At 66.1% G+C, this 15,908-nt stretch carries 11 protein-coding genes; 8 read left to right on the forward strand and 3 right to left on the reverse strand.

Going from position 1 to position 15,908, the window contains the following annotated elements; translation table 11 throughout:
• The first annotated feature begins 166 nt into the window (after positions 1-166).
• The 7 genes from ACUZ2Y_RS00465 (at position 167) to ACUZ2Y_RS00495 (ending at position 8,446) form a co-directional block, all read left to right on the forward strand.
• Complete coding sequence (locus ACUZ2Y_RS00465) at positions 167-2,239, forward strand: GNAT family N-acetyltransferase (RefSeq protein WP_476325773.1); 2,073 nt, start codon at positions 167-169, stop codon at positions 2,237-2,239.
• A gap of 70 nt (positions 2,240-2,309) precedes the next feature.
• Complete coding sequence (locus tag ACUZ2Y_RS00470; protein WP_476325775.1) at positions 2,310-2,768, forward strand: ASCH domain-containing protein; 459 nt, start codon at positions 2,310-2,312, stop codon at positions 2,766-2,768.
• 529 nt (positions 2,769-3,297) lie between these two features.
• Positions 3,298-3,735: a transposase gene (locus tag ACUZ2Y_RS00475; protein ID WP_476325777.1), complete on the forward strand. Its 438-nt coding sequence runs from the start codon at positions 3,298-3,300 to the stop codon at positions 3,733-3,735.
• Between the two features lie 134 nt (positions 3,736-3,869).
• Positions 3,870-5,642, forward strand: coding sequence for a KAP family P-loop NTPase fold protein (locus ACUZ2Y_RS00480; protein ID WP_476325779.1), 1,773 nt, complete (start codon positions 3,870-3,872; stop codon positions 5,640-5,642).
• 326 nt (positions 5,643-5,968) lie between these two features.
• Entirely contained in the window at positions 5,969-6,433 is a 465-nt protein-coding gene (locus tag ACUZ2Y_RS00485) for a hypothetical protein (protein WP_476325781.1), read from the forward strand.
• Complete coding sequence (locus ACUZ2Y_RS00490; protein ID WP_476325783.1) at positions 6,430-7,701, forward strand: hypothetical protein; 1,272 nt, start codon at positions 6,430-6,432, stop codon at positions 7,699-7,701. The genes ACUZ2Y_RS00485 and ACUZ2Y_RS00490 overlap by 4 nt, the downstream gene beginning before the upstream one ends.
• Positions 7,688-8,446 carry a TatD family hydrolase gene (locus ACUZ2Y_RS00495; RefSeq protein WP_476325785.1) on the forward strand — a complete coding sequence of 253 codons (759 nt, stop codon included), beginning with the start codon at positions 7,688-7,690 and terminating at the stop codon, positions 8,444-8,446. Before ACUZ2Y_RS00490 ends, ACUZ2Y_RS00495 begins: the two co-directional genes overlap by 14 nt.
• A gap of 1,030 nt (positions 8,447-9,476) precedes the next feature.
• Here the strand turns inward: ACUZ2Y_RS00495 and ACUZ2Y_RS00500 are convergent.
• Complete coding sequence (locus ACUZ2Y_RS00500; protein ID WP_476325787.1) at positions 9,477-10,907, reverse strand: toll/interleukin-1 receptor domain-containing protein; 1,431 nt, start codon at positions 10,905-10,907, stop codon at positions 9,477-9,479.
• A gap of 226 nt (positions 10,908-11,133) precedes the next feature.
• On the opposite strand from ACUZ2Y_RS00500, the gene ACUZ2Y_RS00505 reads away from it, so the two are divergent.
• A complete protein-coding gene (locus ACUZ2Y_RS00505) occupies positions 11,134-14,658 on the forward strand; it encodes a glycosyltransferase (protein WP_476325789.1) in 3,525 nt (1,174 codons plus the stop codon).
• Between the two features lie 11 nt (positions 14,659-14,669).
• Here the strand turns inward: ACUZ2Y_RS00505 and ACUZ2Y_RS00510 are convergent, their stop codons facing one another.
• Together ACUZ2Y_RS00510 and ACUZ2Y_RS00515 are read right to left on the reverse strand one after the other, a co-directional pair.
• Positions 14,670-14,927, reverse strand: a complete 258-nt coding sequence (locus ACUZ2Y_RS00510; protein WP_476325791.1) for a hypothetical protein — start codon at positions 14,925-14,927, stop codon at positions 14,670-14,672.
• A 240-nt stretch (positions 14,928-15,167) separates the two neighbouring features.
• Positions 15,168-15,890 (reverse strand): hypothetical protein, encoded by a 723-nt coding sequence (locus ACUZ2Y_RS00515; protein WP_476325793.1) that lies wholly within the window; start codon positions 15,888-15,890, stop codon positions 15,168-15,170.
• Positions 15,891-15,908: the final 18 nt, after the last annotated feature.

Here is a 15,908-nt window from a genome sequence, read left to right on the forward strand (position 1 = left end):
ACTTTTGCCGGGAGCCGTGCCCACGACCCCAACCGACACCACGCCGAGCCATCCGGACAGTCCCCATGCGCCAACGGCTCACCTCGAGGAGCATCCTGCTCTGCCATCCGGGTGGCGGGTGCTAATGCGTCTGCGCCACTTGTTTCTGGTCCGCCATGCTGTACCCATGAGCAACTCCACCGTGCGGATTGAACTTGTTCCGGCGGCCAGGCATGAGGACCTCGCCGCGGTTATCGCGCTTGGTGATAAGAATCGTGGTCGGCTGGGGCATCTTCCGCACGCTGTGTACCGGGAGGCTGCTCACGAGCAGCGGCTTCTGGTCGCGTTGTCCGGCGAGGACGTTGTCGGTTATGCGCTCTTCCGGCTACCTCGCGACGAAGTTTCGTTGACCCATCTCTGTGTTGCCCAAGAGGTGCGGGGTGGATCCATCTCCCAGGCGCTTGTGGACGCGATCAGCGAACGGCACAAGGCGCGGCTGGGGATCAGGGCGAAGTGCCGGGATGATTATGGCCTGAATCGAACTTGGTTGAGGTTGGGTTTCCGCGCGCGGGCCGGTGCTGTCGGGCGTGGCGCAGACCGTGCCGCCATGACGGTGTGGTGGAAAGACCATAGCCATACGGACCTCTTCTCCGAGTACGAGCAACCGGTCGAACTGCGGGCCGCGATCGACCTGAACATCTTGTGCGATCTCGCCGATCCTGTAGGCCGAAAGCATCGGTCGGACTTCCTTCTCGCGGACGCTCTCAATGGGCGCCTGCAGTTGATGGTGACCTCGGGCATGCACGCTGAGATCGCAGGCCTGTCGGCTGACCGACGACGCTCGCTTCTCCTGGCAGCTGATCCCTTTCCTGTCGTGAACGCCGACTCCGCTGAGGCAGCGGCATTGCAGGACCGAGTCCTCGCGGAAATGCGGCTCGCGGTGCCGCAGTTCCCACGTACACCACAGGATCTCAGCGACGTCGTGCAGATCGTCCATGCCGCTGCCGCGGGGTTGCGGGTGTTTCTTACATGGGACGACGGTCTGATCGCCAAGTTGGGGCCGATCATGGCCGAGATCACCGGCATGAAAGTGATGGCACCGGAATACGTCGTCGTCCACCTCGACCGACTGTCCGACGAGGAAGCCTTCTTGGGAACGAGCATGGACGGCAGCGGCTTCCGTCGCACCCGGGTGGACGGCGACGTCGAGACCATCCTCGACATGTTCCTGGCGCAGTCGGCGGGCGAACGCCGCCGTGATCTCAAGGCGCGGGTGCGTGGGCTGTCTCAGCAAGGGCACGTCGTCGAACTCGTCGATGATGACGACGGTCCTGCGGCTCTCTTCTGTGCTCTGATTGAGGACGGGGTGCTACGAGTGCCTCTGTTGCGCTTGGCCGATCACCGGATGGCTGACACGCTCGCACGTCACCTACTGTGGATGTTCCGTCGCCACGGCAGAGAAACTGGCGCACGGATGGTGCAGATCACCGAACCTCATCTGACGCCCAGGCTTTGCCAGGCCGCGGACTTCGAGTCAATGATCCGTTCTGGTGATCAGTGGTACGCACCCGTCGTGCACGTGTGCGGAGATGCGGCGCAGGTGACCGAAGCCGCCAACGCCACATTGCGACGCTCCGGACTCAGTGCCGCGCCGCTACTGTCTCAGGGACTCTCTCGTCACCTCGCCACCCGACTTGAACTGGCATGGTGGCCGGCGAAGATCCTCGACAGCGATCTGCCGTGCTATGCGATTCCGATCCAGGTCCCGTTTGCCCAAGAGCTGTTCGGATACCCTGGCGCACTCACGGCGCGGGACACACAACTCTCGCTGGGACGTGGGCACGCCTACTATCACAGCTCGCGGCGAAGCATCCTTACCGCGCCGGCCCGGATCGTGTGGCTGGCTACCGGAAACCACCAGGGAACCGCACACTTCTTCGGAGTGTCCACACTGGACAGTTTGGTGATCGACACACCGCAGAGGCTCTTTGCCGCCCTTTCCTACTACGGTGTGTTCGACCTGAATGCCATCACGGCCGCTGCGAGAGGCAACGACACGGCCGAGGCTCTGCGTCTCTCCAATACGGAGCTGTTCACAACGCCGGTCTCTCGCAGGGGCTACGAGAAGCATCGCGCCAGGCTGGACGGCCCCACCGCGTTCTTCAGTGCGAAGAAGATATCTCCGGAGCTCTTCGCGGCGATTTACCTTGAGGGGACACGCCGCAAGCTTGATCGTGACAAGCCGGACGGGCTGAACTAGTGTTCGAATTATGGACACGGCCGGACCCGATGATCGAGACGGCAGGGCTAGGAGGGTAATGTCACCGCGCGTGACGAAGCCCGCCGACGAACGTACTGACGACCGTCCGTTGCTCATGTCACTTCGTCCGAGGTTCGCCAAGGCCATCCTCGAAGGCACGAAGACGGTCGAACTCCGACGCACTCGCGTCGCCGCACTGCCGGGCACGCTTGTCATCATCTATGCCAGCGCGCCAGTGATGTCGGTCGTTGGACTCGCTACCCTCGCCGCGGTCGACACAGCGCGCCCAAGCACGTTGTGGCGGAGGCACCGCCGCGCCCTTGGCATTACCCGCGCTGAGTTCGATGCCTACCTTACCGGCGCCGAGACGGCAACCTGTCTGACCATCAGTGCACCACGGGAACTGCCGGACCCTTACCCACTGACCTGGCTGCGCGGACACGCCCATTTCCAGCCACCGCAGAGCTACCGCTACCTGGCTCAACGCGATCCGGCTCCTCTGCACGATCTCGTCGCGTCCATGGCCTAGTGGGCAGGACATGAGGGACCAAGGGCCTGGGCGGTGGCTCGGCCGGAAACCTCCGGCGAGGCAACGCATCGACCCTCTGAGTGGTCAGCGGGGCGGGGCGGGGCGGGGACGCCCGCGCTGGACAGCGACCACCTGGTGACTGACGACCAGGGCTTCACCGTGACCTGCCGCGGCGGTGACAGCGCTCGGGCAGTCCTGACTGCCGACTCGCCTGTTCGCCCCGGCTCGCCACACTCCGGCCGCAGTCGATTGTGCTGGGCCGCTCGGGTGACAGTGGCCGCCCAACATCATGCGACTCGGCGGGCACTCGTCAGCCCGTTGTGCACATTGCGACGACCGGACGAGCCTGTAACTCGTCAGGGTGCTTAGGGTGCTGCCATGGGAAAGACTCCCTGCAGGTCCTCTCGGACCATGCTTGAAAGTCTCCTGAGCTCGATGGGTGATCGACCAGGTGTAATGAACCGGGTGACCCCGTGAGCGCGGCGCCCTGACCACCAAGCACGGCCGTCGCAGTGTCGGCCTGGGCCTGGTGTTGCAGCGCATCGCGTTGGCACTCGGCGGCCGGGCCGGTGCACGGCTGACCGCCCACGTGGCCGTCGCCGTGAACCGGATGACGCTGTTGCGGCTGGTGCGGGCGCTGCCGGATCCGCCGGCCACTACCCCGAGGGTGCTGGGCGTCGACGACTTCGCCCTGCGGCGCGGGCATATCTACGGCACGGTACTGGTCGACATCGAGTCCGGCCGCCCGATCGACGTGCTCACCGACCGCACCGCCGAGACGTTGACCGCGTGGCTGCAGTCTCCATCAAACCCGGTACGAAACAGACCTCGCCGGATCGCAGCGCCGCGTCTGGAAGGCACACGTGTGGATCTTGGATTCTCCGCAACGGGTGAAGTGTCGGGCTCGACTTGGGCGTGGGATGAGCGCTGTGGGAGCCCTCACAGGGCCGCCGCCACGAACGGGTGAACTTGCTGAACGGTGTCGGACGAGCGTCGACCTGCGTGAACCCACGTTGTTGGATGTTGGTTCAACACGGAGCAGCGGTACGGCGTCTAGAGTCCTGAACCCCGTCGGTGCGGTAGTAATCATTGGAGTTGCCGGTGACGAACGCTGGATCGCAGGCGGTATTCGCCACACCTCTGTTCGACGACAACCCGGCGTTCCTCGATCTGCTCGGGTTCGACGCGGTGGCTGAGGCTGTGGCTGCAGTGGTCACGACGGGTGGTCTGGACCCGGTAACGGTGGGGATCCACAGCGCCTGGGGCGGTGGGAAGTCGACCGCGTTGAATCTTCTTGCTGATCGGTTCTCAAATGACGGCCGCGTGGTCGTCGTGAGGATCGATCCGTGGGAGTTTGAGAATGCCGACGACCTGCGCGGCACACTGATCGCCCGAGTGCTCGACGAACTGCAGAGTCGTGTCGTATCGACGGACTTGGAACTGTCGAAGCGTGAACGGTTGGTTGAGCGACTCGGGGAGCTTCGTCGGCGGATCGCCTGGGGGCGTGTGGCGCAGGTGCTCGTGACGAGCGCTGTGACCTTCTCGCCTGACATCAAAGGACTTGTCGAGGCTCTGACGCCCAAGCCGAAGGACGAGGATTCCGGCGACACCGGTGTCCAGGGCATGGCCGGCTTCCGGGCAGCGTTCGAGACGTTGATGCAGGAAGTGGAAAGCATCGACAAGGTGGTGGTGCTGGTAGACGATCTTGACCGCTGTCTTCCTCCGACGATCATGGCGACACTTGAGGCCATCAAACTGTTTCTGTCAGTGCGGCGGATGGCGTTCGTTCTGGCCGCCGACGAGGATCTCATCCGAGAAGCGATCGGAGTCCAGCTGGAAGGTGCCGCTCGCGGTGGCTTCGCCAAGCTGTACACTGAAAAGATCATCCAGCTTCCGATCTCGCTGCCGATGCTTTCGGTGGAACAAGCAGAGGCCTACATCGCCTTGCTGCTGTGCAAGAGCGCTGAGCAGTTCACGGTGGAGGAGTTCCGCCACGTCATCGACGCGGCGCGCGAACGCCGCCTGCAAGGCCGAGCACCTTACGTTCTCGCCAGTGAAGACGGATCTCCCGGTCCGCAGGGCGAGCACCTCCTTTTGGCGGCACGGATCGCCACCGGACTCGGCGCTGACGTGTGGCGCAGCCCTCGGGCGATCAAGCGCTTCCTCAACGCGCTCGCGGTGCGTGAGCACCTCGCCCGTGCCGGCGGCGCTGAGCTGGAGCTCGAAGTGCTGCTCAAGCTCTACTTGTTGGAGATCCGGTACTTGGAGGAGTTCCGGCTGCTGAGCCAGAAACCGGCTGCCGAACGCGCTGTGTTGATCACTGGATGGGAACAGTGGGCCTGCGGCGACGGTGACCAGCCGGAGAACGTGCGTGAGGAGACCAAGACGTGGGCGGCTAGTCAGCCGTCGTTGACGAGCCATGAGGTGCAGGTCGAGCGTTATCTCAGCGTCGCGGCCACGTTGCTGAGCGATGTTCGTTTCGGTGGCGGTGTCACCAGTGCGCTCATGCGGATCATCGAAGGACTGGCCAACGCTTCCGATGCGACCCGGGCCGCCGCGCAGCAGGAGCTGAACGACCTGGAGCCGGCCGACCGTGAGGTCGTGGTGCAAGGCCTGGGCGAACAGCTGACCCGGCTGACCGACCTGGAGCCGGTGATCTCATCGCTGTCCGTGATCGGTCAAGCCGACTCGCACCTTGCCGACGTAGCGATCCGGATTCTGAATCGACCCGCGGTTCTCGGGAGGCTGGAACCCCATCACGTCGTGTACCTCGCCAGCTTCCCTGCCGTATTGCGCGCGATCGTCGACACCCCAGGGCTGACTCCCGATGTGGTGGAAGCGGCGCGTGTCGAACTGAATGAGGTACGGCTGTAGTGGGCACTTCCGGTGCGTACGGAGGCAGCGGCTCACAATCTTGGGACGATGCTCACGACGCGTACAACGGCGCGGCCGCAGGAGGCGGGGCGAGCTCGTCCGACGCGCAGGTTCAAGAATTCGTCAACACCTTCATGCAGGCCCTGGCGAAGACCGCAGGTCCAGCACCCGGAGTATCGTCGTATTCGTTGGCCTCCCTGCGACCTCACCGAGCCGGCGGTGCGGGAGGCGGCGGGGGTTCTAGCAGCTCGGCTGGCGGAGGTGGAGGTCGCAACCTCGGCAGGCAGACCGCCCGGGGTGCCGCTGCGGTTGCCGGAGGCTCGGCCTTGCGCGCTGGCGACCGAGCGGCGCTGGCCGAACTCGGCCTCGATCTGAGCCATCTGGACAGTTTGTCCACGGTGCGGGTCAAGTGCGCCTACATCGTTGACACATTGCTCGGAGCTCCAAGCCATCCAGACGAGGTGGCGCTGCGTGCGGCGACGTTGCGCACGATGGTGGAGATCCAGAAGGCCAAGGAGCCTCTGAACACCGGGCAGCAAATGGAGGTGTTCCTCCAGCATCTCGCCTATGAGCAAGTGCTCGTCGAGCTGACGTCGCAACGTCGCAACGACACGATCACGCCGCAGCGTGCGAAAGAGATCGAGGACAAGGCCAAGAAGTACCTGCGGGCCAGCGTGAAGGAGTTGAAACTGCCACAGAAGGCGAAGCTGACCGTCCAGTCTTTTGTGTCCTCCGCAGCCGCGCTCGCACACAAGGTGTTCACCGTCTTCCGGATGCGAGGCACGCGATGAACATCCTCGAACTGCTGCCAGCCGGCTCATCGGCCACGAACCCCGATGCCTCCGTCTACCTGTGGCCCTCTGAGCCTGGCCAGACGGAGGCGCTGCGCGCGACCATCGGCTGGTCGATGACTGAGCTTGGGGCGGCCGTGCCAGTGGCCAAGGATCTCCTGAGACTCGTCGCAGCCGCCTACCTGGCAGACCGAACCGTCGCGCGTCCGCAGTTGGGCATGTGTCGCGACTTGCACATCGTCGTCCACGTCGAGCATCCGGATGTCTGGACGCACGAGATCCTGGATCTGTTGGCTGACCTGCTGCACTGGCTGTCCGGGGACACATGGCGTATCAGCATTGTTGCCGCAGAACCTGCGGCTGAGCACCAGCGCCCTGAAATCCCCGCAGCACCTGCCGACACGGTGAGCCTGCTCTCTGGCGGCCTCGACTCGCTGTGCGGTGCGTTGCTCCAACTCGACAAGGCGGCCAGCACCATCTTTCTCGCACACCGTGACAGCTCCAAGGCAGTTCGCAAGGCGCAGAACTTCATCAAGACAGCCCTGCTGCAGCGTCAACCGGACACCACCTATCTCTGGTACGAGCTCATGCCGGTCACCACACGCCGTGAGTCGACCCCTCGTACCCGTTCCTTGTTGTTCATGGCTATGGCCACCGCTCTGGCATCTGGTCACCGCGCCACCAGCGTTCTAGTCCCGGAGAACGGCTTCACCAGTGTCAACCCACCATTGGAGCCTTCGCGCGGCGGACCGCTGACCACTCGATCCACCCATCCCTGGACCTTTTACACCCTGCAACAGTTGCTCAACGCACTGCCGCTCGGCACCCTGACCATCACCAATCCCCATGCCACGCAGACCAAGGGGGATCTCGTCGCTGCGGCCTTGCGTCTCGACTCAACCGATGATTTGCACCTGGCCTCCGCCACCCTGTCCTGTGCCAAGCCCAACGCGGGTCGCCTACCCGGTGGCAACGCCAACCTCAACTGCGGCCTCTGCATCGCGTGCCTCGTTCGTCGAGGCGCCTTCATCGCCGGGCAGCGACCTGACCAAACTAAGTATCTAGTCGACACACTTCCTGATACGAGTCGAGAACGGCTCCTGCACCTGCGTCGTCACGACATCGCCGCTTGGACCTACGCCACCGCGGCAGGCTTTGACGAATACCGCGTCATCGCCTCCGGACTTTGGCCACCCCGCACCGACTTCGACGCAGTGCTCGCACTCTGTGACCGAGGGCTGGAGGAACTCGCTCGTGTCAGCATCTGACCTGCCGCCGCTGGACTGTCACGCTCACATCGCACCCGATGTCACCGGTCCCCAGATCAGGGCGCTCAACGGCGCGATCATCTTCGCGATGACCCGCAGCCCAGCGGAAGCCGCCGCAGCGGCCCGCCGCACTGACGCCACCATCCTGTGGGGCTATGGCGCACACCCAGGCGTTCCCTCTTCCGTCGCCGCAGTAACGGAAAGCAGCCTGCAACGCGCAGTCGAGCAACACGTCGTCATCGGCGAGATCGGCCTGGACCGCAAAACGGCACTCGCGCCGCAACTGGCCACGCTCGAGCTCATCCTCGATCACTGTGCAGGACGCCCACTCTTGCTCTCCCTGCATAGCACCGGCCGTACGAGCGAACTGCTTGAGGTACTTGCCCGCCAGCCACATCCTGGGGCGATTCTCCACTGGTTCAACGGCACTCGCGACGACATCGAACGCGCAACCGCTCTGGGATGCTACTTCTCCGTCAACGCAGCCATGACTGACGAACGCCTCGCATGGATCCCGCACGATCGCTTGCTGCCCGAGACCGACTTTCCCAGCAGCCGCCGCACGACGAAAGCTCGCGTCCCAGGCGACATCAGCTTCCTCGAAGAACGCATGTCCACATTGCTGAACCAACCAACACCTAGCATCCGTGAGCTTTGGTACCGCAACCTCGCGGCGCTGACGAACCAGGCCGGGGTCATCACACGGCTGCCAGCCACTCTCCGCGAACTCCTTGTAGGCAAATAATCCTGGACCTCAGCGCGTCCGTCAGTCAAGCCGCGAGAGAGCGACAGATTTCTTGCCTTGCAAGGAGCGGGCGACCGGACCTGTTAGCGTCTGGACTCGGTGAGGATCTCAACTTCGTGACCGAGCAGGTTCGCCTCACCGCGGAAAGCAGCGCTGGGCGTCCGCGCTCAGCGAGGATCGCAACGTCGACCTGTGCATCGGTGCCGACGCGGAGAGCGTGCAGCGCTGGGCGCCCGCGTCCAGCGAGGATCGCAACCTGTCGGCCGAGCTACGGCTCGAACTCGTCGACCTGACAGCGCTGGGCGTCCACGTTCGGCGAGGATCGCGACACCAGCGTTGGCGTCTGCGCATAGTGCTGATCGGCCTGAAGGAGTAAGCCTTGGGAGGCTGTGCAACAGACGGCAACGCACATGCCCGTTCGTCAAGTGCGCCGAATCGAGGTCTGACGGGGGACAGATGAGCTTCCAGGCGCAGGCCGAGTTGCTGGAACAGGCAGCGGGCAAGGGGAACGCACGAGCGGATGTGGTCGAGGCGGCGAACAAGGCCGGTTTGGCGGTCATGCGCTCAGGGGCGTGAATCGATGGTGAGCTTAGGGGCGTGCGTCGTTGGAGGTCTGATGGCGCGCAGACCGGTTTCGGGCACCACGGCCAACACGCCGTTGGACGTTCGGATCGGCTGCCATTCGAAGGCGGAGGCGCACCAGCGGGGAACGCCGGTGCGGAAGTCGTGAGAGGGCCTTCGCCGCGCCTGCGGAAATCGCTTCGGTTTCGCAGGTGTCAGGTCGAGAGAAAACCGCGATGGTCGAACGTGAACGGCTGACCGCCGAAACCCGCCAGCTCGCCTGAAAGGTCGTTCGGACTGTTGAGCACGGCGGACACGCGTCCGCCTCGCGATGGTGGGCAGGCTTCCGGGGCTCGGCGGCATCGCGAACAGCTATCTGGGTGAACGGTCGGCGCTCAAGCGGTGTGCGACCGCCGCGAACGAGTGGATCGCGGCGGACCAGGGCTGAGATGCCCGCACCGTTGTGCCGCTAGCCGGCCTTCGAGGTGCTCGCGGCGTGCACGACGTACGGGTCCAGCCGCCACTCGGTGCCCTCCCGGGAGGCCGCGGACCAGTGCAGCAACGACTTCAGCGCGGTGCCCAGATCCGTGGGGCTGACGTCCGGGAGTTCCCGCCTCAGCGCGGACGCCGGCAGGGTCGGCTCGGTTCGGTCGGCGACCTTCAGCAGCAACGATTCGATCGGCGTCATCCGGTCCAGGACCGGGCGCGCATACGCGAACACGGCCTCCGCTACCTCCGGCACCGCGGCTAGTTCGTCCTCGAAGGTCAGGTAGGACGACAGGCCCTGCCGGTCACGCAGGTGGTCGCCCACGGTGGTGAGGGCTCCCGCGTTGTGTCCCAGCCAGCCGATCAGGTGGTCGCGCGCGACGCGGTCCTGGTCGTCGTCGGGTGCTCGGTATCCGTCGAGCAGCGCGATCGCGTCCTGCGTCGGCAGCGGGCCCACCTTCACCACCGTCAGGGTGTCGCGGAACTGATCGGCCTCGCTGATCAGGATCGTTCGGGTGTGGCCGCCGGACGGCAACTGCAGGACCTTCGTCACGTCGGCGTCCGGGGGGATGTCGTCGATGATCCACAGAGTGCTCCGGGCCTGGTCGCAGAGGCGTTCGACCAGGTCCCCGTCGGGTACGTCGCGCAGTTTCCGGGCTCGTGCGATGCGACGGAGTTCGCCCAGGTAGCGCTCGTGGAGAGCGACGCCCGGCGCCCCCGCCAGGCTCACCCATTCGACGCCGCCCGGAAACGCCGCGGCGAACCGCCAGGCGTAGGTGGTCGCCAGTGCCGTCTTGCCCGCGCCCGAGAGACCGGACACGGCGGCGACCGGGCCGCCCCTGGTTTCGGCCAGCAACGGGAAGCCGGTCGCGTGCAGTGCGCTGTGCAGGTCCCAGAGTTCGCGGTAGCGCCCGACGAACCTCTTCAGGTGCCCCGATCTATCCTCCGGCCAGTTGCCGGGGAAACTCGGCGCGGTCGCGCCGGTGGTGCCTTCGAGGGAGGCGGCGCGCTTGGCCACCAGCTGTGCCAGCGCGTGCACGTCGGGTCCTGGACGCACGTACTTCGCGTTGGCGAGTTCGACCGGACGCAGGTGGTCGTAGGTCTGCTCGGGGTTGATGACCATGATCCGCCCGCAGCTGTCACCTTCGCGCTGACCTGCGAGGAACGCCGCCATCAGCTCCTGCATGCACGCAGAGCGGGCCGCGTAGCTCTTCGAGTAGTAGGCGACCAGACATCGGGAGTCCCGCAGGCCGTCGAGGATGGTGTCGTTGATGCCGGAGAAGTTCTCGACGGTGTCCTCGTCGAAGAAGACCCGCAGGCCGTGAGTGACGCGGAGTTCCCTGGCCAGTTCGCGGCCGGATGACCGGTCCACGCCGGAGAACGACAGGAACACGTCGTACATTGGGTCACGCAAGTCTGTGGATCCTCTCCGAATGACGGCGACGCCTTCTCTGGCACTGTCGCGGTTGAGGGTCCCCATTGGTAGCAGCAGTCCAACGTGGACGGTGCCTCTACAGCGTTCCACACCGTTACAAACCGGATTGGAGACGGGCTGGAACGTAGCCGGCCGCTCACACCGGGTGTTCGTGCCCGATCATTGCTGGTGGCGCGGCAGACGAACGTTCGTGAGGAGGGGCGCTGTGGACGACTCGAAGAACTTCGGCGCCAGAGTGCGTGAACTGCGCATGGCCCGTCACCTCTCCACGAAGGCGTTCGGCGATCTGATCCACTACAGCAAGGCTCAGGTCAGCAGGGTGGAACAAGGACATTCACCGCCCACCACCGCGTTCGCGGCGGCGTGCGACCGGGTGTTCGGCACGGGCGACGAGCTCGCCCAGGCCGCCGCGGTGCGCGCGGTCAGCGCCAGGCGGGCCGAGCGCGTGTTCGTCTCCGACCTGCCCGGCGCCCCGCGAAGGTTGATCGGCAGGGAGGCCGAGGTGGGCGCGATGATGCGGCACCTCCGCCACCACGACACGCACACCGCGCGGGTGTGCCTGTTGCTCGGCCTGCCCGGCGTGGGGAAGACGGCGATTGCGTTGTCGGTCGCGGCACTGATGCGGGAGGACTACCCGGACGGTCAGCTCTACGTCGACCTGCAGGGCTACCACCGCGACAACCAGCCCGTCACGCAGGACGAGGCGCTGTCCAGGGTGTTGCGCAGGCTGGGGGTGCCCGGTGAGCTGCTGGTGTCCAAGAGCACCGGCGAACGCGCGGCGCTGCTGAGGCAGCAGCTCGCCACCCGCAGAGTGCTGCTGATCTTGGACAACGTGAGCCTGGTCGAACAGGTGATCCACCTGCTGCCGTCGAACGGTGGCTCCGCCGTGATCGTGACGAGCCGGAAACCGCTCAGTTCCCTGGGTTCCACGCTCACCTGTCACGTGCGGGAGCTCGCACCGGCGGATGCGGGGGAGTTGTTCCGCCTGGTGGCCGAGATGGCACCGGGTTCGGAGGACCGCGGCGATCCCGCGCAGATCACCGAGATCACCAGGCTCTGCTACGAACTGCCGCTCGCCGTGTGCATCGTCGCCTCCCGGTTCCGCGACAACCCCGTCCGGCGCCTGGAGGACGTGGTGCTGCGACTGACCGACCAGTCCGCCCGGCTCCGCGAACTCGACGACGGCGAACGCAGCGTGGCGGCCGTGTTCGCGGCGTCCTGCGCGACCCTGTCGGAGTCGCACCAGGCGATGCTGTCGCTGCTCGCGCTGCACCCCGGACCGAGGGTGGACGCCTACGCGGCCGGCGCGCTCGCGGGCATCAGCCCCGCCCTCGCGGAGGACGTGCTCGACGACCTGATCCGGTCGGGCATGCTCGAACGGCACTCGCACAACGCCTACCGGCTGCACGACATGCTGCGTGATCACCTGCGCAGCCCGTCGGGCGGGTTCATCTCTGCCGCCGAGGCCGCCGCCGGGAGGAGGCGGCTGTACGACTACGTCCTGCACACCGCCGCCGCGGCGAACGCCAGGGCGAACGAGAACCGCTACCGGCTCCCGCTGAGCCCACCGGCGACCGCCGTGTCCAGCCCGCCGTTCCCGGACGCGCTGTCCACCAAGCTGTGGATGGACCTGGAGGTCGACAACTTCCTGCCGCTGGTGGTGGACATGAACGCGCGGGAGCACCACGAGGAGTGCTGGCAGTTCGCCTTCCAGCTGCGCGAGTACTTCTACGCCAGCAAACAGTGGGAACTCATGGCGGGCTGCTCGGCGATCGCGCTGGACTCCGCCCAGCGGGTCGGGAGCCACCAGGCCACCGGCGTGACGCTGAACGGACTGGGTCTCGCGCGCAGCCAGCTGAACGAGCACGAAGAGGCGATGCGGTTGTACACGCGTGCGCGGGCGGAGTTCGTCGCCGCGGACGACGCCTTCGGCGAGCACAACGTCGTCGCGAACCAGTCGTGGCTCGCGTACGACAGCGGGAACTTCGAGATGGCCCTGGGCCACAGCATGATGGCGTGGGACTTCTACGTGCGTCACGAGCAGCGGTTTAACGCCGCGATCGCACTGGACCTCATCGCCCGGTGCAAGTTCCGGCTCGGCATGTGGAAAGAGGCCGAAGAGCGTTTCCTGCAGGCGCTCGACTTCTTCGTGGAACTGGACTTCCGCGATGGGGACATCGCCCAGCTGCTCTCCCAGCTCGGGCGGGTGCAGCTCGCCCGACGACGGCCGGACGCGGCGACGGAGACCTTCTACCAGGCGATCCAGCGGGCTCGGGACGGCAAGGCACCGAGGGAGGAGGCCGTGGCGTTCGAAGGCATGAGCGACGCGGCCGCGGCGGCGCGCAACCCCGTCGACTCGAGCGCCCACCGGGCCGCCGCCATCGCGCTGTACGAGGAGGTAGGTGCCATGGAGGACGCCGCACGCCTGCGTGCCGGCGCCGCCACCGCGGGGACACCGGAGCCGATGCCCGCGGTCAGCGCCACACTGCACAAGGCGAGCGTCTCGCCACGGCGGCTGACGCTGCTGACCGTCAACACCGAGTGGGCGTCGAGGAACGGCGGTCTGAGCACGCTGAACCGGGAGCTCTGCGCCGCCCTCGCCGACCAGGGGGCCGACGTCTACTGCTCCGTTCCGGCCGCGACGGAAGCCGAACGCGTGCACGCCGAGTCCCTCGGCGTGCACCTGGTCCACCCGCCGCCCGCGCTGGGGTCGCCGGAAAGCGCGTTGTCCCGTCCGCCGCGGTTGCCCGACGGCGTCGTGCCGGACGTGGTGATCGGGCACGGCCGCCAGACGGGCGAACCGGCCATGTGGCTCGTGGATGACCACTTCCGCGAGGCCAAACTCGTGCACTTCTGCCACGTGATCTCGGACCGCGTCGAGCAAGTGAAGGAGCACGCCGGCGACGAGGACTGGGTGGCGAAGGCCGAGCAGCGGTGGAGGGCCGAACTCGTCATCGCGGAACGTGCCGAGCTCGCCATCGGTGTCGGCCCCGTGCTGCACCACCACCTGCGTGACCGGCTGCTGGGCACGACCGGCAGGGCGCCGCATCGACTCGATCCGGGGTTCGACACCCGTGGACGGGCCGCGGAGCCGCCACCGCCCAGCGACACGGTCCGCGTCCTGCTCGTCGGCCGGCTCAGCGTCCGCGAGGCCGGGGTCAAGGGCGTGGATCTGCTCGCTCGCGCGCTCGGGCACGCGCTGGCGCACCGGGGGGCGCACGATCCCGAAGTCGAACTCGTCCTGCGCGGTGTGCTGGACGGCGACGGCACCGCCCTGGTCGAGCAGGTTCGGAAACTGGCGGGTGCGGTGCCGCTCCGCGTCGTGGCCCGCCCGTACTCCGCCGACGCGGCGACCCTGGTGCAGGATCTCCACCAGTCGACGGTCGTCGCCATGCCCTCACGCGCGGAAGGCTTCGGCCTCGTCGGGCTGGAGGCGATCGCCCTCGGAGTGCCGACGCTGGTGAGCAAGCGCAGTGGTCTCGGCGCGTTGCTGGAGGAGGAACGGAACGACCTCTCCGTCGAGCTGACGAACCGCCTGATCCCCGTGACCGACGAGGAGAAGGTCGACTCCCTGAGGTGGGGTGACGCGCTGGCGGCTCTGCTGAACAACCCGAAGCCGGCGTTCGCGGCGGCGCGGGTGCTCCGCGAGGAGATGGCCGCCCGGCGGACTTGGGCGATGGCGGCCGGAGAACTGTTGGCGGAGTTGCACTCTCTCGTGCGGAAGCACTGATCCGCCGGTCGTCAGCGCTTCGTGCTCCACATGTCGGCGGGAAGCTCGTCGCCGAAGTTCTGTGCGGCACTGTGGAACGTCTCGCGCATGCTGTTCACGAAGTCCCGCAGGCCGGGGTGGACGTGGGGACTGACCGCCCACAGAAAGTCGATCATCGCGCCCGGTCTCGCCAGGGCGGCCTCGATGTCCGCGTCGGGGCGCTGGAAGCGCTGGTCCCACTGCCTTCTGTCCAGCGGGGTGCCGTCAACAGGTTGAACTCGCCGGGCCACCAGCCCTTGCGCTCGAACTGACGACCTGGCCACGACGGGCGGAGCGTCCGCTCTGCCTCGTCGATAGCCAGCTCAACGGCTGCGACGCCTTGCGGACTGTACGGCGCTCAGGTGAGCCGTTGTCGAAGCGCGTCCCAGCTGGGTACCTCGTCGTTCATCACCTGATGCTCTCAGTTCAGGGTCGAGAATGGGGTTTATGAGGCGGGGACATCATGATCTGCGGCGTACTGGGAAGCGTGTTCAATCAGGCGCTCGACGTGGTTGAGGTAATCGGCTAGCTCGCTTTCGGACGGTAGAGGGCTTCCTTCCGGATCGCCGTAACGGGCGAATGGTTGGGCTTCCAGTAGCCCCTTCATCGCCCTTGTACCAATCCTGTGGGGCGTTCCCGAGGTGCGTGTACCTGTTCAGCCAGGCTTGGCGTGAACCGTGGGTGTTCCGCCCTTTGTGGGCGATGTTTTGCAGCGAAGTCATGGCCGTCACCGCGAGTTCACCTGCGGCCAATGCGGTTTCCACCGCAGGACCGGGCCGCCCGGCAGCCAGTGCCTCTCTGGCGGTCATCATGAATTCCGATGCCCGCTTGAGGAGTTCGAACGCGCGGTCTCGGTTGTAGCGGAAGTCGGAGGCCACCGCGCCCCCGCCACCAGGGAGGAACGTGAACGCGATCCACCCGGCGTCGGGCTCGATCTCGGCTGGGCGTATGCCCGACACATGCTCGACATTCTCTGCGGTCACCGGTTCGCCCGAGGCGACTGCGTCATGCACCTGAACCGTGGCGAGGAGCTTTACCTGTTCGTTCAGCTTCACCTCGGGTGCGCCGTGCGGATGCAGCACCACAAGGGCCCGCACTACCTGGTCACGCGTGATGTCGAGGTTGCTCGCCTCGATATGCGGCAGGATCCAGAACGTGAACATCTGTTCGATCAGCGCGTCCGTGCTTGGTCCAGATTCGTCCAGCTCACTCACGGCAAGAGCGTAGATCCG

This window comes from Actinokineospora sp. UV203 (genome assembly GCF_056323665.1).